This is a genomic window from Rhizobium sp. R711 (genome assembly GCF_002211365.1).
GTDB lineage: Bacteria > Pseudomonadota > Alphaproteobacteria > Rhizobiales > Rhizobiaceae > Rhizobium.
Genome location: NZ_LOKZ01000009.1, coordinates 22,279 through 43,851, shown reverse-complemented (window position 1 = coordinate 43,851; position 21,573 = coordinate 22,279). Strand labels below are relative to the sequence as shown.

Below are 21,573 nucleotides of genomic sequence, written 5' to 3'. Positions count from 1 at the left end.
TTCCTCCTCTAACCGTGTTGATCTATGTCGATGTTTTTGGGAATTTGCTGTGCAGGCGCTCTCCTCGTAAGCGTCCCTCAGCACTCGCAGGTCGCCTGACCTTTTGACCTTTGAATGATGTTTGTTGAAAGCTGGAAGCCTCCCAGTGTGCGGCTGGACGTAAAATAGGCGCTTGCGCCAAACGTCCGCAAATGAATTGCCACCTCGCATTGGTGAACTGAGCTCAGGGACGTTCGGCGCGATGCGGGAGGATGACAAAGGTTTCCCGGCAGAGGCGTCAGGCAACATGAATCCAGGTCACATGTCCATCGCGCAAACTCTTTTGATGCGGAGGAAGCGGCCATGTTAACCGCTTCGTATTCGAGCATGGGACCCGCCTATGGAATGTGCCGGCCAATGACATGCAAGTATCTCGGAGGAGATCCGGAAGTGCACCAAGCTTTAGAAACAAAGCTGAGCCCGGCACGGAGACCGGGAAAACCGACAATCGGTTTTATCGGTCTCGGTTCTATGGGATTGCCCATGGCGTCGCATCTCCTGAAAAGCGGCTTCAGGGTCAAGGGGTTTGACATCTCGGAGAATGCTCTAAGAAGCTTCGCCGACAGTGGCGGGACTGCCTATTCAGACGCTACGGAAGCCGCCAGCGAGACTGACGTCTTGATGTTAATGGTCGTCAACATCGACCAGGCGCACCAAGCCCTCTTCGAACGGGGCGCCCTGGCAAATTCAACCAGGCAGAGCGTCGTCGTCCTGATGTCAACATGCCCTCCCGGCGAGGTTGAACAGCTCGCCGAGGCCGTGACTGCTCGCGGTCACCGGTTTCTGGATGCGCCTGTTTCCGGCGGCGTCGCCGGAGCGCGCGACGCGTCGCTTTCCATCATGGTGGCAGGCGACAGGCAAACCTATGAAATAAGCCGCGGTCTTTTCGACGTGCTCGGCTCCAAGATCTATTATCTCGGAGAGCGGCCTGGTCAGGCGTCAGTTGCCAAGGCGGTCAACCAGCTGCTGTGCGGCGTACACTTGGCGGCCGCCGCTGAGGCGCTATCGCTCGCCGAAAGAGCTGGGCTCGACACCTCAACGGTGCTCGAGATCGTGTCCGGCTCGGCGGCTTCCAGCTGGATGCTCAACGATCGTGGCCAGCGTATGCTTCTGGAGGACCCTGAGGTAACGAGCGCCGTCGACATCTTTGTGAAAGATCTCGGTATCGTGCTTGCCGCTGGCTCCTCTGCCAGGGCCGCCCTGCCGCTCGCCTCCGTTGCGCATCAGTTCTTCCTTGCCGCGTCTGGGCAGGGGTCGGGCTCGGCAGATGACAGTCAGGTCATTCGTGCGTATCGGGGTATGACCGCCGGTCAGAAGGAGTCAAAGAAATGAGTCACGAGATCAAAAGCAATTACGCGCGACTGTCCAGCATCACCATGCACTACCTGACCGCAGGATCCGGCGAGCCGCTGGTTCTCCTTCATGGGGTGCCGCAGAGTTCGCACGAATGGCGGCACGTGATCCCCTTCCTCGCCGACAAGTACGCGATCATCGCGCCGGACCTGCGCGGCCTCGGCGACACTTCCCGGCCCGTCGATGGCTACGACAAGAAGACGGTTGCCAAAGACGTGTGGGAGCTTCTTTCTGAACACCTGAAGATCGATCGCTTCAATCTTGTGGGGCACGACTGGGGCGGCCCGGTGGCGTTTGCCTTGGCCGCGCAGCACCGGAAAGCTGTTAGCAAGCTCGCGATCCTGGACGTTACCATTCCTGGCGATGGAGCGGACATGTCGCAAGGCGGCCGGCGTTGGCACCACCCCTTCTTCAGGACGCCGGATTTGCCGGAAGCCATGTTCGGCGGTCGCGAGCATATCTATCTGGAATGGTTGTTCGACAACTATGGTAGCCGGGCAAACGTGCTATCTCAGGAAGACAAGAATGAGTACTTGCGTACCTATCTGAAACCGGGCGGCTTGCGCACACTTCTCGCCTATTATCGCGGCTTTCCAACTGACGTCAAAGACAACAAATTGTTCCTCGAGAGGGATGGCAAGCTCGAAATGCCGGTCCTCGCCCTGGGCGGAGACAGTGGTTTTGGCCGCGGCATGGAGACGATGGAATCAATGCAGCGGGTGGCAAGTGACGTTCGGGGCGGAGTGATCCCGGGCTCCGGTCACTGGGTTGCGGAAGAAGCTCCCGAATTCATAGCGAACGAACTCCGGAAATTCTTCGGCTAAACCACTGCCTGAAGTCGGTGATGCGCGTCTGATCCACCAGTCGCGCATCGTCGACCTTGAGTGTGCACACTCACTTCCCGCCGACGTCGATTTCACCCACAGAAGCCGCGTCGGCAGCCAGGGTTTCTTCGATCCATCGTTTGAACAGAGCGATCTTTGGCGTTCTTGCCCTGGATCGTAAGTACACGAGACTATGGCAATTGATGCTGGGGCCTTCCAGGGCAAACGGCGCAACGAGCCTCCCGCTTTTCAGATCTTGCCGGACGAGTGTGAGGCTTTCCAGGCAAACGCCGAGTCCATCTGCGGCCGCGTTGATGGACATGAAAGATCTATCGAAACGTAGTCCTCTGTCCATGTTGAGCGTAACGCCGTGGTCGTCCGCCCAATCCTGCCAGCGATAGAGGTTCACTTCGGAGTGAATGAGCGGAAATCTGGCGAGATCCGGCGGTGAGCGTATCCCGTTTGCGCCGTCGACCAACGATGGGGCGCACAGGACAATGATCGGCTCAGGTGGGAAGGGCTCGACGGCGATGCCAACCTCTACGGGCTGCGTTCCATAGCGGATGTCGATATCGACGTTGCCGGTCCTCAGCTCGGCCGGGTCACCAGAAGCGTGCAGTCGAAGATCGATCTCCGGATAGCGGGCGCTAAACCGGGCCAGGCGAGGCATGAGCCACTGCGAAGCGAGACTGACAACCGAATGGATATTCAGAATGTCACTTTTGCCCTTCTTCGTGAAATTGCGCGTGGCGCTCTCGATCCTTCGAAACGAAGCGCTGATTTCCTCGGCGTAGGCCCTACCCGCGTCGGTCAGCATGATCGAACGCCCGGAGCGATGGAACAAAGCAATTCCGAGGTCCGAATCCAGCGCGGCCATTTGATGGCTCACGGCCGAGGGGCTGATGCTCAGCTCCTCGGCGGCTTTCCCAAAAGATCCAAGACGTGCGACAGCTTCCAACACCTGTAGCGATCGCAGCGAAGGGAACTCCAACGCGCTCATCACCCTCCTCCCGTTTATGCGTGCCTGGCCACCTTTTCACAGTAGACACTCAGTAAGCTGGAGGACGCCCGTCCTCTATATTCCATGAGGAAATTTAACGCAAATGATGCAGTTGTTGAGATGAATTCATGCATCGATCGACGGAATTCGCTTGTCCGGATGAAGCGTTTTTAACACTTTGCCCTTCGGAACGGCCTTTGCGCCGTTCTTCGCGAAAGGGAGGAATGCATGGCTGAACGGGTGATCTCCGTGTCCGGAGCGCCATACGATGGGCATAGCAGAGAGGCCGCACTGGACAGCGCGGCGTCCCTCGGGTTCACGCATTTCGAGCCGGCCTTTATCCTAGGGTATACAGAACCCTTTGACGAGACCGCCTTCATACCTTCAGAGATGACCAGTTGGCGCAGCGCGCTGAAAGCTTCGGGGCTCTCGTGTCACGCAATGTCGTCGCACATCGACCTGGGTTTCGAACATTCGGTCGAAGTGTTCACGGGCCGCATGGCATTCGCCGCGGCGATTGGAGCCAAGGTTATTGCGACCAACGCGGCCGCCCGAGAAAGAGAAGCAACATTCCGTCGCAACGTCGAGATCATACTGAGAAGAGCCGAAGCCCTTAATATCGTCGTTGGCCTGGAAAACCCAGGAGACGGCAGCGATAGCCTGATCAACACCGCGCGGGACGGTATTTCCCTTGTTGAGGAATTCGGATCGCCCTTTCTAAAGCTAAATTACGACGCCGCAAACACTGCGTCACATCGACCGGACATGGACGATCTCGCAGGTGATGGGATCCTGGCGCTGCCGGGATCGGCGCACGCCCATATCAAGGATGTCCGTAAAACCGATAAAGGCTGGTTTTTCTGCGATATCGGCGACGGCAAGGTCGGGTGCGAGCGCCTCCTGGCTGCGATCGCAAAGGTCGATGGCTTCCCCGTCAGCATTGAACTTCCCTTGAGACTGCATCGCAATCGGCAGGCGCAGCCGCTTCGCCGCCAAGATCCCGTGCCGCTGTCAACAATCGAAGACTCGCTCGCTCGGTCCCTCAAGGTCGTCCGGCGAGCGCTCAACGACAATCAATGACCGTGTCTGGAGGAGGACGCAGTGCAACGCTTTGTAAATAACCGCGACGAGGTCGTGGAAGATACCGTCAAGGGCTTTGTGAAGGCACACCGAGACATCGTGCGCCTTGCCGAAAACCCACGCGTGGTGACGGCGATCGACCAGCCCGCGCAAGGTAAAGTGGGTGTCGTGACCGGAGGTGGCTCCGGACACGAGCCTGCTTTCATCGGCTATGCGGGCCGCAACATGCTCGATGCAGTCGCCGTCGGCGAGCTGTTTTCGTCGCCAACGGCCAAGAGCTTTCATGATGCCATACGCGAAGCCAATGGTGGAAAAGGGGTCGTTGTCCTCTACGGAAATTATGCCGGAGACAACATGAACGTGAAGATGGCGATGAAGCTCGCCGCAAAGGACGGCATCGAAGTTGCCACGGTCGTTGCAAACGACGACGTATGCTCCGCCCCCGCCGAGGAGAAGGCGAAGCGCCGAGGGGTTGCCGGAGAGATCTTCATGTGGAAGGTCGGCGGAGCGAAAGCGTCGATGGGCGCCAGCCTATCCGAGGTTCGTAACGCAGCGCAGAAGGCCATCGACAATTGCCGCTCGGTCGGTGTCGGATTGGGACCGTGCACTCTTCCGGCGGTCGGACATCCGAACTTCCAGATCGAGCCTGGCACCATTGAAGTCGGTATCGGCCATCACGGCGAGCCGGGTGTGCGGGTAGAAGCGCTCAAGAGCGCATCCGAGGTCGCCAAGGATATGTGCCAGATCGTGCTGGATGACCATGATCTCGCCTCGGGGACGGAAGTGGCCGTACTGGTATCTGGCCTTGGCGCAACGCCGCTGAACGAACTTTACATTCTCTTCGACACCGTCGAGGAGGAGATTTCCGGCCGCGGCCTCAGGATCCACAAAGCGTATGTTGGTAATTACTTCACTTCTCTTGAGATGGTCGGAGCGACTTTGACGGTCATGGCGCTCGATGACGAACTCAAGGCGCTGCTGGACGTGGAGGTCCGCTGCACGACAGCACTATAAGGAGGGAACAATGCAAACATTGAAAAACGCGGCAGCCGGCGACATCGCTCTCTCCATGGCGAGCGCGATCATCGATAACCGTGGCTACCTCAGCGAGATCGACGGCAAGACCGGCGACGGTGACCACGGAATCAATATGGCCAAGGGCTTCGGACTTGTGGCCGATCGGATCCGCGGCAAGGAGTTGTCGCTCGCAAAAGCGCTTGAGACACTCGGAACAGTACTGATGACCGAGATTGGCGGATCGATGGGGCCGCTTTACGGCGTAATGTTCACCGAGTTTGCCGGGCAGATCGCTAATGTGGACCAGATCGACGACAAGACGTTCAGCCGAATGTTGCATGCTGGCTTGACGGGTATACAGGAAATTGGTTCGGCAAAAGTCGGCGACAAGACGTTGCTGGACACGTTGGTGCCCGCTGTCGAAGCTTTTGACAAAGCGACAGCGGAAGGCAAATCCTTCGCTCAAGCGTTGGAACTCCTCGTTGCGGCAGCGGAGACTGGCCGTGATTCGACAATAAACTTGATTGCGCGGATCGGTCGAGCCAGCCGGCTCGGCGGAAGATCGCTTGGCGTCCTGGATGCTGGGGCGACCTCTTGCGCACTTATCCTCAGGGAGCTGTCTCAGGGGGCCCGTGATAGGCTTCAGAGTGTCACGGCTTCTTGAGCCTGATTGAGCTCCGAATGAATGCCGAGTTTAAGGCGAAGCCGATCCAGAATGCCGATCCGTTGTTGACGTAGAGCGGCATCTCGTCGACGTCGTACCGTCTGGAGGCAAAGCCCGCTGTTGAACACCGCGATAGAAATCCGGCAAATCCCTCCGTTGCGTGTGACCCGACTTCCGCGGCCATCCGGGAGTCAAATTTAGCGGACCGCTTGGATCGGCAGGGAACCATGCATTCGGTGTCCGGCCCCTCGGGCTCGCTTGCGGGGTCGGGTTCCGCAAAAACGCGAAAAGGCAGGACGCAGCGAAGTTAGCGTCGTACCACCGCTTCCACTGCTTGATGGCGACATGGCCTTATCCAGGAGGGACTGAAGCTGACGCGACGAAGAGTCTGGTTCCTCTAAAGAGTCGCTTGACGCTCTCCATCTATGCAGCGACTTCATGCTGACGCGGCATAGCGGTTTTCGAGCGACCTGAGCGCGAAAGATGACTTTGAGTGGCCGGCAGCCTCTAGCGGCCTTTGATAGGACAATGCGTCGAAGAAAAAGCGCTTTAACTGTCTCCCGGTAACTCTGCTGGTTCCCTAAAAACGATTACGCGATTTTCGCTAAAATATTGAGAATGAACAATAAATTTATCACACTGTCGGCTGGCACTTCTCGCCCTCTTGCCCTATTTAACTCGAGTGGTCTTGTGCATCTGAACTGAATGCGAAACCGGCCATCAGTTCATCCCGCGCAATCCGAACGAGGTCCTCGGTGCCGAGAGTTCCTTCGTTTGACAGCCGCACAAGGAGTGTCGCAATCTGCAGGACGGACTTCCTATCACGCTCGACGCCGTACTCTCGGCAGAGGGTTTTCAATGCTACATTGATTGCCGACACGTCCGATCCTTGCTGCACTTCAAACTCCGACATTCGACCGCCTACTCAATGCTCAAACCGCGCCAGCATTTTTCGGAGCAGCGAATTCTGCATCTCAAGTTTTTTTGCCAATTGAACCCGTAATTGCAGGATTTCATGATCAAGCGCGCGGGCTTCATCCACTGGTTTCGCTGCGTGTACGGGTTCGGGTTCTATACGCCTGCTCTTGCTGCTGACAGCTTGGCTGCCCCGCTTTCCAGCACGCTCCAGCCCGAAGGTAGCGACCGGACTTTTTTTCCTTCGTTTCTGCTGCAGCAACGGCGATTGCGAAGAGCGTTGGCAAGTCGTCAACGTGAGCAGAGGCCTCGTAATCCGAACCGCTCACGCCCGTTATGTCGAGTCCGTCGTGCGCAGGCGCGGCTTTCTGCTCTGTCGGATACGTAACGGTCGGCTCGGAAGATATTGGCGCCTCGTCACCAGAGGTCAGGCTGGCGTCCGGCTTGGCATGCTCATGGTTTCGCCGGGCAATTCCGACAAGAAATTTCCAGGGAGACCATCGTCGCGCCCAACTTCTTCTATCATCAAATAGGATGTCCATCCGGCAATGATCGCGCATTGCCGGATGGGCTGATTAAGCGCCGGCAAACCGGCGTTTGATGACGTTACGAATGGCCGAGGCGTTTCCGAAGATCGGCGTTCTCGGCGCGCAGCTTTTCCGCTAGCTGCTTTCGCAGCTTCTGGTTTTCTTCTTCAAGCTGAACCAGATCGGCCATCTCGTGTGCTGCAGGAGTACTCCCGGCCGCAGTTGCTTCCTTAGGCGTGCGCGTCTTACGCGGCTGCTTTGTCGCAACCTTTGCCCCTGCCTCTGCCACTGCTGCAGACTTTGCTACGCGTGGTTTCTTTGTAGGCTTCACAGGTGTGGTCTTCTCATCGTTCGCGGCTATTTTCGGAGCAACAGTTTTTGCCTGGCGGCCACGGCGCTTTTTAGGTTCTGTGATTGGTGTCGCGGTCTCAATGCTTGCGTTGTCGGCACTTAGCACTGGGGTGGTTTCTTCGGCCATACGTTCCTCCTGTGGTGGCAGCATTGTTTTTGGCTGCTCGAAGGTTTTAGTTAACATCTGCTCTCGTGTTCGCAGGTTAGACGGAGCACTGTTCGCGCTCTTTGCTGTCGTTTGAAGAACTTGATCCGAAGCATCTGCTTCGACCGCGAGCGAAATCGCCTTGAGATCCACGTCTCCCCAGATGGAGGTTGGCTTCGGGGCTTGTCGCCGGTTGCCGGATTTGAACTCGACCACAAAGTTCCTCTCGGGCTTTTTCATATAGTCTGGTCCTTCGTTTTGTTCGTAGATCGGGCACGATCTTCCGTGTCGGTAAGACATGTCTGGCCAGAGGATCGAAGTTGGCCATCTTTAACGGAGTGTTGAAGCCAAGTCATCGTGTGCCGAAAGCGCGAGCGGACCTAAAATCCACGCGGTGACCGCCAAAACGGAACGCAAAAACCGGCGACAGTCAGTCTCGCAGGCCCTCCGGGCGCGCTTTGCTCCGCTCCTATGGCTGTCATTCGTCCGATTTTTGCGTGACGCGAATTCCCGAAATCCCGCGATGACGCGGCGCGATGCTGATTTCTCCGATATGCTTCTTTGCCTGTCTGGTGCCGGTGTGCGCCGTGCAGGTGATTAAGCAGATCCGACGATCTTGCTCGATCCCAACTAGGCTGCACTCCCTGCAGTCTTTGTTTCTCTTGAGGGGAAAGAGCGGCCGCCGCTCTCTCCCCCACAAGCACAAAATCCGGTTTCCCCGTCCTTCCGACATCGCCTGCGGCGCTGCCGTGCAGGACCAGACGTCGACCGCGTTCGCGGATCGTCGCTGTCCTCTTCGGGCGGGTGATCCCCCTCCCGATTTTCCGCTTGTCCCCCTCTCTCCCGACCGGATCGCCGGTTGCTCGGGAACAGGAGCGGGGCTCCTGCCCGATTGGCAGAGCCAGACCGCTTCGCGGACAAACGGAGATACCACCATGACCAAGAATGCGAAGCAGACTGACACCAAGCGCGCCGATGTCTACGAGCGTGTGACCGCCGCGATCATCGCCCTGCTCGATAAGGGGACACGGCCGTGGATGCAGCCTTGGGCTGCTGGTCAATCCCCTGTTCGGCCATTGCGCCATAACGGCGTTGGCTATCGCGGTATCAATACCGTGTTGCTGTGGATGACGGCGGCCGAGCGTGGGTTTCAGTCGCCCTATTGGATGACTTACAGTCAGGCCCAGGAACTCGGCGCGCAGGTCAAGAAGGGCGAGAAGTCCAGCCTCGTCGTCTATGCCGGAGCAATCGAAAAGCAGCAAGACGACGCCGATGGCGAGGACAAGACACGCCGCATCCCGTTCATGAAAGGCTACAGCGTATTTTGCGCCGATCAGATCGAAGGATTGTCAGACCACTTCTACGGCAAACCCGATGCTGGTAATGCCACCGACAGCAAAGACCGTATCGAGCGCGCCGATAGGTTCTTCTCAAATCTTCGCGCCGATATCCGTGAGGGCGGCAAGAAGGCATTTTATAGCCCGACAGGCGATTTCATCCAGATGCCGCACTTTGACGCGTTCGTTTCAGCAGAGGCCCACGCCACCACCCTTGCTCATGAAGCAATCCATTGGACGAAGGCCAAGGCCCGGCTTGACCGCGACTTCGGGCGCGAATCATGGGGTGATGAAGGCTATGCCCGCGAGGAGCTGGTCGCCGAGCTGGGAAGCGTGTTCTTTGCCGCAGACCTAGGTCTCTCGATCGAGCCACGTGATGACCACGCCGCTTATATTAAATCATGGCTGACCGTTTTGCAGAATGACAAGCGCGCGATATTTCAGGCGGCATCGTTTGCCGAAAAGGCCATGACCTATCTTCATGAACTGCAACCGAATGCAGAAAATGGCGAAGGACAGGCCGCCTAGTGGCCGAATTTATTGAGTTGGTATCGGCCTGTCATTGGCCGATACCAACTACCCAATCGGTTCTTTGATGTTGGGAAGACCGGTATGCGTCGCGTGCGGGTCTCGTCCGGATCGACCGGTCCAAGACCCACGGGTGGCATTGCCACCACTTATCCCAGGCGCGCAGCGCCGTCGGTTATCAACCCCGCAGGGGCGTAGGCGGCTTTCGTCAGAAAGCCGTCGAAGCAGGCGGAGCCAGAACGCGCCCCAAATCGCGCCGAAGTGTCGGCGGAGCCTGTTGATAACCGGCGCGGGCCCTGCGGGCCGCCACCTTTCAAGTCGATCAAGAAGCCGCGCCTCGGCGGACGTTCTATCTCAACCCCTTCGATTATTTGTTTAGAGCATCCTTGATGGCCTTGGGGGGGGGGAAGGTAAGCTTTTTTCAGGCTGCGATCTTCATCGCTTCGCCGGTTACCGGATTGCGGCCTTCGCGCGCCGGGTAGGCTTTTACCTTGAACTTGCCGAAGCCGGGAATGGATGACTCTGTGTCGGATCCAGCAGCGTCGGCGATTGCTGCGAACACCGCCTCGACCATTTCCTTGGCCTGGATTTTGGTGAGGCCGTGCTCTGTCGCGATCTTGTCTGCAATTTCATTGGTGGTTGTCATGTCGTGTCTTCGTGTTTCACGAGAGAATCCGTGTCCGACCGATTGCCGGATGTCATCGATGCAGCGCAGCAGAACGGCCAGCAGACCGGGATTTCCACACCTTCCAGCGCCGTCGTACCCTGTCGGTCCGCTTTCGCATGCAACAGATGGGGATTAAATCGGCGCTCCTCGCTCAGCACCACGGCTCACGCCGCCCGCTCCAGGTCCTCGCCAAGCCTTCGGAGACGAGGATGTCGCCGAGGCTGCGTCCATCACGGACGAGAACCCGGAGCTTCCGGCCGTACCTGTCCTCATCTCGTCCCGGCCATGCCTGAAGTTCGAACGGCCCATCGTTGACGAGATCAATCAGACGCTGCGTGGCCCTGTTTCCGAGCGCGAGTTCCGATGCGCATTTGGGCTGACTGATCTCGGGCGTGTCGATGTCGGCAATCCTGACTTTCTCACCCCGCAGCCACAGCGTGTCGCCATCAACGACACAGTTGGCGCGCGCCCGGTTAGTGCATTTGCGGAACACAGATTGCGCGCTGGTCTGTTGCGCAGCCTCAGCGTTCTCGGTCACAACGACTGGAACGACGAGCATGGCTGCGAGAAAAAAGATCCTGATTAACGTCGAAGACGGTCGACGATACACAATTCTAAAACCTGTCATCACGTGGACTTCCTTTGCACGGTCAGGTACCCCTTAGCCATCAAGATGTCTTTGCTGAAAGATGGTGGTGTATCCTCTGCCCCTTTTCTGCCGGAGCAGATCAAGAAACAGGATGACGGCATCCTTCTCCCGCTCAAAATATTGGGTCATTGTCTGTCCACGTGTGCCAATGCGTCCCCAGCGACGGGTCAGGCATGCCTCGCCAAATAGGTTTGGCTCAATGGCCATCGCGTAGAAGCGAGCCATGTTCTGTTCGGCGTCCGTGCGTTCGATGTAAAGTCGATAGTGCTGTGCGATCATCATGGCAGAATCGCGTTTTCGCGCCATTGCGTCCAACGACTGTTTTGAATCGGTCCGGTCCTATCGATTCATTTCAGTGAAGAGCGGACGTTATGCGGGCAACGGGTTTTAGTTCGGCGAGCTTGCCCTTCTTTTCCGTAAGCCTATTGGCGAGTTTCTCTTTAAATCACAACATGCTCAAATGCTCTCGACAGTGCCGCACTGTCAGCCCAGGCTACATGGGCAGCGGACCCGCTTGTACGGTCTTCGCGCGACTACGCCGGAAGGCGTAAGTCAGTTGTCGCAACCAATTGGCAATTTCCTAGTTTCAAACTTGTTGAGACCCCAACGTCCGTTCCTGTTCGGACGCTCGGCTTAGAGAGGAGGATAGCTCGACGGCTATCTTCCTCGCTCGCCTCGACAGATCAACGGCTCAGTAACCGAGATAGCCGAGGATAGCGGCACCGAAATATTCGCTGTAGTCATCGGCAAAGGCGATAACGTCGCCGGTTGCCGCATCGATCAATGCCCCATCCGTCTCGCGGATCTCGGCCTGAACGTCATGCACACGGCACTCCTCAATAGCCTCATCAGCCGACACTTGCGCTTCACATGCTTCCCAATATCGCATCGCCCTCTTCGCTCGTACTTATCCGTCGGCGTCAGTGTCATTCCCCTCGCCGGCCGCTTCAGCTTTCTGCTCGAACCGGTTTGCGGCGACACAAGATCTCATATCGCTGCGCCGAAACCAGATCGCGCGGCCGCACCTCAATGGCGCGTTGCCTGCCGTGAAGACGATCTGCTCGTCAGCACGCATGCGAAGAACCTCGTGCGGCTGGATGAGCGGTCTGGCCGCAAGCTGTTTCGAACGCGTTCGTGACGACCCGCGCGATTGGAAACTGCTGCTGACCTGGTCGATCTCGACTGTCGTCGTGCCGCATCGGCGCGAGATGTAATCGGCTGTTTCTGGATCGTTGATTGCCGCAAACGAGATCCAGCTGACGCTCTCGAACCATTTGCTGGACGCGTCGCGACCGCCGTAGGTTTCCCGCAGCTGGCCGATCGACTGATAGATCATCGTAAGCGTGATGCCATATTTCCGGCCGGCATCACGTGCCGTCTCCAGCACCCGCATGTAACCCAGCCTTGCCACCTCATCGAGGAGAAAGAGTGCCAGGCCATTGATCGCCCCGTCGCGATTATAGATCGCGTTGAGGAAGGAGCCGATGATAACACGCGCCAGGCCGGCATGGGTTTCCAAAGTCTTGAGGTCGACATTGATGAAGACGTCGGTTTCACCATCGGCAAGCGCCTCGGTCGAGAAGCTGGAGCCGGACACCAAGGCGCCATAGTTTGCATAGCTCAGCCAGTGCGTTTCCTTGATCGCATTGGCGTAGACGCCCGAGAAGGTTTCCGGCGTCATGTTCACAAAGGCGGCAACATTCTCCTTCACGAAGCCGGAAGCGGAGTTGTCGTAGATCTCCTGCAAGCGTGCGCGAAGCTTCGGCTCCGGCTCCGACAGATTGGTGCGGACCTGCCGCAACGTCTGTTCTTTCTTATCGGTATGTCCGGACAGGCAGACATCGGCGATCATCGCGATCAGAAGCTGAAGTCCGGACGCGCGAAAGAAGTCATCGCGGACGCCGGTCGCGCGTCCGCTGTCGCTCATGATCCATGATGCGACGGCCGCGATATCCTCTTCCTTGGTTCCGCCATGACGGCCGATCCAGTCGAGCGCGTTAAAGCCGGAGCCGGTGTTCCTCGGGTCGAGGACGATGACGCGCCGGCCCGCTTTGCGCCGGTGCTTCATCACCATCGGCGCCACTTCGCTCGAGGGATCCAACACCACGAGCGAGCCGCCCCACTTGAGCGCGGTCGGGATCGTGACAGAGGTCGTCTTGAAACCACCTGAACCGGCGAAAACGATCCCATGCGATGAGCCGAACGCGCCGTCGAAGCACAACAGCGGTGCGGAGCCTCCCCTTCCCCAGGTCGTCGGCTCACCGGCCCGAAACGACGTGGCCGCCGGATCGTCCCGATCGACACGATATCGCTCTCCGATGACGATACCGCCCGTTTCTGGAAAGAGCTTTTCCGACTCTTGCATTGTCATCCAGTCCGCCTCTCCGTGCAGGGCGCGTTTGCCCCGGATGCGTCTCGGCTCGCTTCGCGAAAATGCCGCATTGCCCATCCTCGCAACGCGCAGCGCAAAGAAAGTCGCAAGCAGCGCGGTGGCTGCTCCTGCGATGGTCGAAGGATCGGCATAGGAAAGAAGCGTCTTTCCCGTGGGGACTTGGCTAGCAAAGGCCAGAAGGCGCGATCCCTCCCTGAGCGTTGCGACGGAGATGACGCCGAGACCGCCCGCGGCAACGCTCCAGCCCGCGGTCTTGACGTTGACCGATCCCCTCGTGCCGAACAGAAACATGAGCCCGCATGCCCCGGCGAGCGTATAGGGAAGTGCGAGCCCGATCCGCCCGAGTATCAGCTTCGCCTGATCCGTCGTTCCGAATGCGGCGAGCCACCCTTCGATACCGGGTAGGCTCAGCGCAACTGCGAGCATGGCCACGGGTGGAATGGCGGCGATAAGGATCCTCTTAGGCGTCATCGGCGAATGCCTTTGCACCGAGTTCACTGAGACGCGTTCTCTCCGCATCGTCCGCTTTGATCCGCGCGCCGGCGTCGATCAGCAGCCCGAGCAAGAGCGCGCGCTTCTCATAGCGCAGGCCCGCCTTGACGATCAGCCCGCCGAGCTCGATCTTTTCGCGCGCATCCTTCTTGCGGGCTTCGCTCGCTGTCATTTTCTGCATTCGCTCAAGCCTCAGCAAAGTGGCCCGCAGCCTCGCCAGCGCCGTTCGGCGACGTGGTCGCAGGCTTGCGCCCCTGGGCGGGTTTCGTTTCTCCGCGAAACCGGCCGGCAACCTCTTCGAATGCCGACAGAAGATCAGCCTCCTCTATCTCGATCTCCCCGATCCCCGCACGCAGCGCGATGCGCCCGATGCGCTCGGCGTCACGTGTCTCCGCCTGCTTGAGCTGCTCCTGCAAGCGAGCAATCTCTTCGCGGATCTTGGCGGTTGGCTTCTTCATCGGCGTCGCTTCCTCGTGGCTTATAGTTCAATGAAACCGAACCTTGCCCCGAATTTTCTCCCGCTGGAAAGGTGCAATGTTGCACCTCGCCAAAGCGTCAGCTTTCGGCGAATGATCCCGCCGTTCCGAAGGAGCGGATCCAAGGGCGCAATTATACGTCGCTAACGCGACGCCTTGCTCAAGGCCCCTTGCGGGGCCTGCTGCTCGCGACGAACAGTCTGATTTTGTTCGATTTAGGAGCTCGTTCTCGCCGTGGCCGTCCCGCATTTCTCAGTCAGCATCGTTGCCCGTGGCTCCGGCCGCAGCGCTGTGCTGTCGGCGGCCTACCGGCATTGCGCCAAGATGGAGTTCGAGCGGGAAGCCCGCACGATCGACTACAGCCGCAAGCACCGACTGCTGCATGAAGAGTTCGTCATCCCCGAAGACGCACCGGAATGGCTGCAGGAGATGATCACAGATCGTTCGGTCTCCGGCGCCTCGGAAGCCTTCTGGAACAAGGTCGAGGCATTCGAAAAGCGGAGCGACGCGCAGCTCGCCAAGGATGTGACCATCGCCCTGCCGATTGAGCTTTCTGCAGATCAGAACATCGCTCTCGTCCGCGACTTCGTCGAACGGCACATTACCGCCAAGGGCATGGTGGCCGATTGGGTTTTTCACGACGCATCGGGCAATCCGCATATCCATCTGATGACGACCTTGCGCCCACTCACCGAGGACGGGTTTGGCGCCAAGAAGGTCACGGTCTTGGGACCTGATGGTAATCCTGTCCGTAACGATGCCGGCAGGACCGTCTACGAGCTTTGGGCCGGCGGCGCCGACGAATTCAATGTCTTTCGAGATGGTTGGTTCGCTTGTCAGAACCAGCATCTGGCGCTGGCCGGTCTCGATCTCCGCATCGACGGACGGTCCTTCGAGAAGCAAGGGATAGACCTGACGCCGACGATCCATCTTGGCGTCGGGACGAAGGCAATCGAACGGAAAGGGGACGGGTCGGAGGAAAAGGTTGCGCTAGAGCGGTTGGAGCTGCAGGAGGAACGACGCACTGAAAATGCCCTGCGTATCCAGCGCAATCCTGACATTGTGCTCGACCTCATCACCCGCGAGAAGAGCGTCTTCGAAGACCGCGACATCGCCAAGGTCCTCTACCGCTATATCGACGACGCGGCGCTATTCCAGGACCTAATGGCGCGGATCCTGCGGAGCCCGCAGACGCTGCGGCTCGACCGTGAGCGTATGGATCTCGACACAGGCGTCAGGGTACCGGCGAAATACACGACGCGGGAGCTGATCCGCATTGAAGCACAGATGGCCAATCAGGCGATCTGGCTGTCGCAGCGATCCTCTCATGCCGTCAAGCCAGCGGTCCTGAGCGGCACATTCTCCCCCCATGACCGACTGTCGGATGAGCAGAAAACCGCAATTGAACATGTCGCTGGTCCGGAGCGGATCGCCGCCGTGATCGGTCGCGCCGGCGCCGGCAAGACGACGATGATGAAGGCGGCGCGTGAAGCCTGGGAGGCGGCCGGTTATAGGGTCGTTGGCGGCGCGCTTGCGGGCAAGGCGGCGGAGGGCTTGGAGAAGGAAGCGGGCATTGCCTCCCGCACACTGTCCGCCTGGGAGCTGCGATGGGATCAGGAGCGAGACCAGCTTGATGAACAGACCGTCTTCGTCCTCGACGAGGCCGGAATGGTTTCGTCTAGGCAGATGGCGCGCTTCGTCGAAGCGGTAACCTTGACCGGTGCCAAGCTCGTCCTGGTCGGTGATCCCGAGCAGCTTCAGCCAATCGAGGCTGGCGCTGCCTTCCGCGCCATTGCCGAGCGGACCGGCTATGCGGAACTCGAGACAATCTATCGTCAGCGCGAGCAGTGGATGCGCGATGCTTCCCTCGATCTGGCGCGTGGAAACGTGTCGGCAGCACTCGACGCTTACGAGCAGCGCGATATGGTGCGGACCGCCTGGACCAGGGACGAGGCGATCGCAGCTTTGATCGCTGACTGGGACCACGATTTCGATCCTGCCAAAGCCACCCTGATCCTCGCCCATCGCCGTGTTGATGTGCGTTTGCTGAACGAGATGGCGCGCAGCAGGCTGGTCGAGCGAGGAGTGATCGAGGCTGGTCATGCGTTCAAGACGGAAGACGGGACGAGGCATTTCGCGGCCGGCGATCAGATCGTCTTCCTGAAGAATGAAGGCTCGATCGGCGTCAAGAACGGCATGTTGGCGCGTGTCGTTGATGCCCAGCCGGGGCGGCTTGTTGCTGAGATCGGCAACGGCGAAAATCATCGTCAGGTCGTGGTCGAACAGCGCTTCTATTCCAATGTCGATCACGGCTACGCCACCACGGTGCACAAGAGCCAAGGCGCCACCGTCGATCGCGTCAAGGTGCTGGCGTCGAGCACGCTGGACCGGCACCTGTCCTATGTCGCCATGACCCGTCACCGCGAGACGGCCGAGCTCTATGTCGGGCTGGAAGAGTTTGCGCAACGGCGCGGCGGCGTGCTGATCGCTCATGGCGAAGCGCCTTACGAACACAAGCCGGGCAACCGGGACAGCTACTACGTGACGCTCGGCTATGCCGATGGCCAGGAGCGAACCGTCTGGGGTGTCGATCTCGCGCGGGCGATGGATGAATCGAAAGCCGAGATCGGTGATCGCATCGGCCTGAAGCACGTCGGATCGCAGCGCGTCACGCTCCCTGATGGTACCGAGGTTGACCGCAATTCCTGGAAAGTCGTTCCGATCGAGGAACTGGCGATGGCCCGGCTCCATGAGCGGCTATCGCGTGCAGGATCGAAAGAAACGACGCTCGACTATCAGGACGCCTCGCACTATCGCGCCGCGCTTCGCTTTGCGGAGGCGCGTGGCCTCCATCTCATGAATGTCGCCCGCACCATCGCACACGACCGGCTTCAATGGACCGTCCGTCAATCGTCGAAACTCGCCGCGCTCGGCGCGCGCCTTGCCGCCGTTGCTGCAAAGCTCGGACTTGGCGGAGCGAAGCCGACCGTATCCACAACATCTGTAATCAAGGAGGCAAAACCCATGGTCTCAGGCACGACGACCTTCCCCAGATCGATTGCTCAGGCGGTCGAAGACAGGCTCTCGGCCGATCCCGGCCTGAAGGACAGCTGGCAGGAGGTTTCCGCTCGCTTCCATCACGTCTTTGCGGATCCGCAGGCCGCCTTCAAGGCAATCAATGTTGACGCGATGCTGGCGAATGAGACGACAGCAGCAACGACGATTGTGCGGATTGCCGAGCAGCCGGAAAGCTTCGGTACACTGAAGGGGAAGACCGGTCTGTTTGCAGGCAGCGCCGACAAGCAGGCGCGCGATACAGCACTTGTGAACGCGCCAGCCCTTGCCCGCGATCTGCAAGGCTTCATTGCGAAACGGGCAGAGGCGGCCAGCCGCTATGAGGACGAGGAACGTGCCGTCCGCACCAAGCTCTCCCTCGATATTCCCGCTCTCTCCGCGTCCGCAAAGCAGGTGCTCGAGCGCGTGCGCGATGCGATCGATCGAAACGATATCCCTGCCGGTCTTGAGTTCGCTTTGGCCGACAGAATGGTGAAGGCCGAGCTCGAAGGCTTTGCCAAGGCCGTGTCGCAGCGCTTCGGGGAACGAACCTTCCTGCCGCTTGCGGCAAAGGCAGCGGACGGGAAGGCGTTCGAGGCAGCGTCCGCGGGTATGCAGCCGGCGCAGAAGAACGAGCTGCGATCGGCCTGGGACACGATTCGCACCGTCCAACAACTGGCTGCGCATGAGCGGACAGCCGTGGCGCTGAAGCAGGCGGAGACCATGCGGCGGACCCAGACGAAAGGGTTGTCGCTGAAATGATGTCTCATGCTTCTTCCACCCCGGCCGTAGTCCGCCAAAGGCGCCAAGCCCTCACTCTCCTCGCAATGTCATGTGGCGTCGCGCTCACGGTGATTGTCGGCGGCACCATCGGCGGCCTGCGGATCAACACCATGCCAAGCGAGCCGCTCGGGCTCTGGCGTGTCACACCACTCGATCGCCCGGTTCAGGTCGGCGACATGGTGTTCGTCTGCCCACCTAAGACCGACACCGTTTCCGAAGGATTCGAGCGAGGCTACCTTCGCTCGGGCCTGTGCCCGGGCGGCTTTGGTCCCCTCATCAAAACGGTTGCGGCAGTCGGCGGTCAGCGCATCGATGTCGCCGGCGGCGTCACGATCGACGGGCGGCCAATCGCAAGCTCGAGCCTCATCTCACAGGATGGCCAGGGGCGGCTGTTGCGCCCGTATGCAGGAGGGACGATTCCGGCCGGCTTTTTGTTCCTCCATTCGCCATTCCCCGGATCCTGGGACTCCCGGTATTTCGGGCCGGTCCCTGCCGCCGGTGTCCTCGGCCTAGCAAAACAGGTGCTCACCTATGCGCCCTGATTGGCTCCAGCCGCTTTCCCTCGCCATGGCTTCTGCCTCGACCGGATTTATTGCCTGGAGCGGGCACATATTGGCGCTTCCCGCAGCAATTGCGTTTCCCATGCTCTGGTCGCTGGCACGCAGTCGTCGGGCAGCAAGTCTCGTTTCGGCGGCTTATTTTCTGGCGGCGGCGCGTGGTCTGCCGCAAGGCGTGGCTGCCTTCTATCAAGCGGACATCTGGCCGGGACTGATCTTGTGGCTTATGGCCTCAACAGGCTTCGTTCTTGTCCATGCCACACTCTGGTCGCGTCGATCCGGCGCCTGGAAAGCCCTGCGATATACAATCGCAATGTTTCTCATGGCCCTTCCGCCCTTCGGCATTGTCGGCTGGGCGCATCCGATCACCGCAGCAGGCGTCCTTTTTCCGGGATGGGGTTGGGCCGGACTTGCGGCAGTGACAGCCAGTCTCGCAATCATGACAACGCGATATCGACCGGCTGCAGCCATGACCCTCGTAGGCTTCTGGCTCTGGTCCGCCGCATTCTGGACCGCTCCCGACATAGGGCGGGCTTGGCAAGGCGTCGACCTGCAGCTCGGAAATAGTCTGGGTCGCGATAACAGTCTTGCTCGTCATAGTGACCTTGTTGCAACCCTTCGCTCACAGCGCCGGTCCGACACCGCCTACATGCTCTTGCCTGAAAGTGCTCTCGGTTTTTGGACGCCGTCGGTCGAACGCGTGTGGCGGCAGCAGCTTGCCGGGGCCGATCTGAGCCTCATCGCCGGCGTGGCTGTCGTCGATGCGGAAGGATATGATAATGTGCTGGTTCGCGTCTCGGCCACCGAAAGTGAGATCCTCTATCGGGAACGCATGCCGGTGCCTGGCTCGATGTGGCAGCCCTGGTTGCCATTGATCGGAAGAGGCGGCGGAGCCCGAGCGGACTTCTTCGCAAATCCAATCGTGACCGTCGGGGACCAGCGCGTCGCTCCGTTCATCTGCTACGAGCAGCTGATCATCTGGCCCGTCCTGCAGTCGATGGTCCATGGTCCAGACCTCATCATCGTCGTCGGAAACGGCTGGTGGACCAAAGGGACATCAATCATCGCCATTCAGCGCGCCAGCACGCAAGCCTGGGCACGGCTGTTCGGCAAACCTCTCGTGATGTCCTTCAACACCTGATCTGGAGAAAGACCATGGACGCTGCCCTCATCGCGAAATGCGCGGATCCAAGCGTTCCCCCCGCTATCGTCGAACAGTTCATTTCGGCCGTCGGTTCCGATGATCCACTGGCCGTAACGGTGAAGGCTGATGGTCGGCTGGTGCTCATCCCCAAGCCTCGCTCGCCCGACGAGGCCATGGGTGTGGTCAAGAACTATGTCAATCATGCCATCGTACGAGTCGGCATCACTCAGTTTCCGGCGGGCGTTGGGGTTAGCGACCCGTCACAGCTTCAGCCGGACATGTTCGACGCCTGCGCGAATTTGCGAACAGGGACAGGCATATTTGCAAAGGTCGCTCGGATCGTCACCAAATGGTATGGCCGCCCCACGAACACGGAGCTTCTTCCGCAGTTGATCGACGATACGATTTACGCTTGGAAGACGGGCACCTTCGAGGGCGACAACGTGTTCCGTGCCCAAGATCCTGGAGGCCCGACCTTCTTAGGTCCGCGCTCAGAAAAGCCTGCTGAAGATGAGGATCCCGTGGCGCCTCCCCCGGAAAGTGAAGATACCTCACAATCAGCCGAGCCGGGCAAGGCCACGGAGGCGGGAATGAGGATCGATCTTTCGCGGATCGGCGGACAAAAATAACGAGCGCTGCGGATGAGTAGGCGCTATGGCGAAACCGGAAAAGTCAGCGCCGGCGCTTCGCCTCGCGGAAGGAAGAAGCCTTTGATGCACGCGCCATTGCGAACGGCGATCTGCGTATGGGTACGCTCGTGAAAGCGAGCGCCATCGTAAATTTCATTACCTTCGGGAAACAGCCCTCGAACCGTGTCGAATGCCGGAAGGGCGGCTTCCTTGGCGATCTCGTGGACGTAATTGATAACGGCGCAATCCAGCTTCCGAACCAGTTTGTCGGAATTCTTGTCGCCTCTGGCATCGGAATTCACCGGCATTTTGCCGCCGGTGGCCTCGATCTGGCTTTTCAGCATGCGGTAGCTGGTCTGAATCAGAGGAACGTACTTGCGGGTAATGAGGTCTAGGCAGTTGCCGAGATCGATAATTGCGCCGAGCACGAAAGGCTCGTTGTATGCGCCGGATTCAGCTTTTTGCGTCGCCCATTCGAGTGCACGCTCGGGGTCATTTTCCCAAAAATAGATGCCGGAGCCAAGCCAGTCATACGCTTTTTCGCTCGGAAGAAGGGGCGATGCGCCAGTTAGCGCAGCCATACCAACCGCCTTGTCACAGCCGTGGTAGCCGAGCACGTATGCGGGATAATTGGAACTCAAGCGGCGGCCGCTTCCTCTGCGTCGTCGTCGCGTGCGTATTCCGGGGCGAGCTTGCCATCGGCAGACACAATGCCGGCGTCCATCAAATGACGGCGTGCATCGTCCGGAGATTTGGCGGCGTCTTCCGCCCGCTTTTCCATGAGCGCGATGAGCGCCTCCAGCTGGATGTCTGTCATCGTCGAGGCCCTCCTGAGCTAATTTCTCGTAGTTTATTACAGGGATTCCTGCAAAAGCGCAAACTTGGACCGGGCAGATGCCAGGGTCGAGTTCCTAACGCGGACACGCAGCAAACGTTCATTTCTTCCATCC

General features: G+C 59.2%; 23 protein-coding genes. 10 read left to right on the top strand and 13 right to left on the bottom strand.

Annotated elements, in window-relative coordinates; translation table 11 throughout:
- The first annotated feature begins 522 nt into the window (after window positions 1–522).
- Entirely contained in the window at window positions 523–1,371 is an 849-nt protein-coding gene (locus ATY80_RS12125) for an NAD(P)-dependent oxidoreductase (RefSeq protein ID WP_245306828.1), read from the top strand.
- Window positions 1,368–2,216, top strand: a complete 849-nt coding sequence (locus ATY80_RS12120; protein WP_088692672.1) for an alpha/beta fold hydrolase — start codon at window positions 1,368–1,370, stop codon at window positions 2,214–2,216. Before ATY80_RS12125 ends, ATY80_RS12120 begins: the two co-directional genes overlap by 4 nt.
- A gap of 70 nt (window positions 2,217–2,286) precedes the next feature.
- Here ATY80_RS12120 and ATY80_RS12115 read toward each other — a convergent pair whose 3' ends face one another.
- Window positions 2,287–3,216, bottom strand: coding sequence for a LysR substrate-binding domain-containing protein (locus ATY80_RS12115; RefSeq protein ID WP_088692671.1), 930 nt, complete (start codon window positions 3,214–3,216; stop codon window positions 2,287–2,289).
- 228 nt (window positions 3,217–3,444) lie between these two features.
- Here ATY80_RS12115 and ATY80_RS12110 point away from each other — a divergent pair, with 228 nt between their 5' ends.
- Genes ATY80_RS12110 through dhaL form a run of 3 tightly spaced genes read left to right on the top strand, consistent with a single transcriptional unit; the run spans window position 3,445 to window position 5,977 of the window.
- Entirely contained in the window at window positions 3,445–4,296 is an 852-nt protein-coding gene (locus tag ATY80_RS12110) for a sugar phosphate isomerase/epimerase family protein (RefSeq protein WP_088692670.1), read from the top strand.
- Between the two features lie 21 nt (window positions 4,297–4,317).
- On the top strand, window positions 4,318–5,310 hold the full coding sequence (locus ATY80_RS12105) for a dihydroxyacetone kinase subunit DhaK (RefSeq protein ID WP_088692669.1): 993 nt from the start codon (window positions 4,318–4,320) through the stop codon (window positions 5,308–5,310).
- Between the two features lie 10 nt (window positions 5,311–5,320).
- Complete coding sequence (gene dhaL / locus ATY80_RS12100; protein WP_088692668.1) at window positions 5,321–5,977, top strand: dihydroxyacetone kinase subunit DhaL; 657 nt, start codon at window positions 5,321–5,323, stop codon at window positions 5,975–5,977.
- A gap of 673 nt (window positions 5,978–6,650) precedes the next feature.
- Here the strand turns inward: dhaL and ATY80_RS12095 are convergent.
- The 3 genes from ATY80_RS12095 to ATY80_RS12090 form a co-directional block, all read right to left on the bottom strand.
- Window positions 6,651–6,890 (bottom strand): hypothetical protein, encoded by a 240-nt coding sequence (locus ATY80_RS12095; RefSeq protein WP_088692667.1) that lies wholly within the window; start codon window positions 6,888–6,890, stop codon window positions 6,651–6,653.
- 12 nt (window positions 6,891–6,902) lie between these two features.
- Window positions 6,903–7,154, bottom strand: coding sequence for a hypothetical protein (locus tag ATY80_RS28585; RefSeq protein WP_141105557.1), 252 nt, complete (start codon window positions 7,152–7,154; stop codon window positions 6,903–6,905).
- A 344-nt stretch (window positions 7,155–7,498) separates the two neighbouring features.
- The gene (locus ATY80_RS12090; protein WP_088692666.1) at window positions 7,499–8,155 is read right to left on the bottom strand and encodes a transcriptional regulator; all 657 of its coding nucleotides are present in this window, start codon (window positions 8,153–8,155) and stop codon (window positions 7,499–7,501) included.
- Between the two features lie 695 nt (window positions 8,156–8,850).
- On the opposite strand from ATY80_RS12090, the gene ATY80_RS12085 reads away from it, so the two are divergent.
- Window positions 8,851–9,780: a zincin-like metallopeptidase domain-containing protein gene (locus tag ATY80_RS12085; RefSeq protein WP_088692665.1), complete on the top strand. Its 930-nt coding sequence runs from the start codon at window positions 8,851–8,853 to the stop codon at window positions 9,778–9,780.
- Window positions 9,781–10,201: 421 nt separating this feature from the next.
- Here ATY80_RS12085 and ATY80_RS12080 read toward each other — a convergent pair whose 3' ends face one another.
- From ATY80_RS12080 to traC, 7 genes are all read right to left on the bottom strand, one after another.
- A complete protein-coding gene (locus ATY80_RS12080) occupies window positions 10,202–10,426 on the bottom strand; it encodes an HU family DNA-binding protein (RefSeq protein WP_088692664.1) in 225 nt (74 codons plus the stop codon).
- A 172-nt stretch (window positions 10,427–10,598) separates the two neighbouring features.
- Window positions 10,599–11,075, bottom strand: a complete 477-nt coding sequence (locus tag ATY80_RS12075; RefSeq protein WP_088692663.1) for a thermonuclease family protein — start codon at window positions 11,073–11,075, stop codon at window positions 10,599–10,601.
- Window positions 11,076–11,108: 33 nt separating this feature from the next.
- Window positions 11,109–11,378, bottom strand: a complete 270-nt coding sequence (locus ATY80_RS12070; RefSeq protein ID WP_348626633.1) for a WGR domain-containing protein — start codon at window positions 11,376–11,378, stop codon at window positions 11,109–11,111.
- Between the two features lie 409 nt (window positions 11,379–11,787).
- Window positions 11,788–11,922 (bottom strand): hypothetical protein, encoded by a 135-nt coding sequence (locus ATY80_RS30005; RefSeq protein WP_280950677.1) that lies wholly within the window; start codon window positions 11,920–11,922, stop codon window positions 11,788–11,790.
- A gap of 81 nt (window positions 11,923–12,003) precedes the next feature.
- Window positions 12,004–13,959: a Ti-type conjugative transfer system protein TraG gene (traG, locus tag ATY80_RS12060; RefSeq protein WP_088692661.1), complete on the bottom strand. Its 1,956-nt coding sequence runs from the start codon at window positions 13,957–13,959 to the stop codon at window positions 12,004–12,006.
- The gene (gene traD / locus ATY80_RS12055) at window positions 13,949–14,161 is read right to left on the bottom strand and encodes a conjugal transfer protein TraD (protein ID WP_088692660.1); all 213 of its coding nucleotides are present in this window, start codon (window positions 14,159–14,161) and stop codon (window positions 13,949–13,951) included. Before traD ends, traG begins: the two co-directional genes overlap by 11 nt.
- 4 nt (window positions 14,162–14,165) lie before the next feature.
- A complete protein-coding gene (traC, locus tag ATY80_RS12050; RefSeq protein ID WP_088692659.1) occupies window positions 14,166–14,438 on the bottom strand; it encodes a conjugal transfer protein TraC in 273 nt (90 codons plus the stop codon).
- A gap of 252 nt (window positions 14,439–14,690) precedes the next feature.
- Here traC and traA point away from each other — a divergent pair, with 252 nt between their 5' ends.
- From traA to ATY80_RS12030, 4 genes are read left to right on the top strand one after another with little or no spacing between them, the layout of a single operon-like run.
- Window positions 14,691–18,272, top strand: a complete 3,582-nt coding sequence (traA, locus tag ATY80_RS12045; RefSeq protein ID WP_088692658.1) for a Ti-type conjugative transfer relaxase TraA — start codon at window positions 14,691–14,693, stop codon at window positions 18,270–18,272.
- On the top strand, window positions 18,272–18,835 hold the full coding sequence (gene traF / locus ATY80_RS12040) for a conjugative transfer signal peptidase TraF (RefSeq protein WP_189637139.1): 564 nt from the start codon (window positions 18,272–18,274) through the stop codon (window positions 18,833–18,835). The genes traA and traF overlap by 1 nt, the downstream gene beginning before the upstream one ends.
- Window positions 18,825–19,991: a conjugal transfer protein TraB gene (locus ATY80_RS12035; protein ID WP_088692656.1), complete on the top strand. Its 1,167-nt coding sequence runs from the start codon at window positions 18,825–18,827 to the stop codon at window positions 19,989–19,991. The genes traF and ATY80_RS12035 overlap by 11 nt, the downstream gene beginning before the upstream one ends.
- A 14-nt stretch (window positions 19,992–20,005) precedes the next feature.
- Window positions 20,006–20,623 (top strand): TraH family protein, encoded by a 618-nt coding sequence (locus ATY80_RS12030; protein ID WP_088692655.1) that lies wholly within the window; start codon window positions 20,006–20,008, stop codon window positions 20,621–20,623.
- Window positions 20,624–20,646: 23 nt separating this feature from the next.
- Here ATY80_RS12030 and ATY80_RS12025 read toward each other — a convergent pair whose 3' ends face one another.
- Both ATY80_RS12025 and ATY80_RS12020 read right to left on the bottom strand, forming a co-directional pair.
- Window positions 20,647–21,264 carry a hypothetical protein gene (locus tag ATY80_RS12025; RefSeq protein WP_088692654.1) on the bottom strand — a complete coding sequence of 206 codons (618 nt, stop codon included), beginning with the start codon at window positions 21,262–21,264 and terminating at the stop codon, window positions 20,647–20,649.
- On the bottom strand, window positions 21,261–21,440 hold the full coding sequence (locus ATY80_RS12020; RefSeq protein WP_018010295.1) for a hypothetical protein: 180 nt from the start codon (window positions 21,438–21,440) through the stop codon (window positions 21,261–21,263). The genes ATY80_RS12025 and ATY80_RS12020 overlap by 4 nt, the downstream gene beginning before the upstream one ends.
- Window positions 21,441–21,573: the final 133 nt, after the last annotated feature.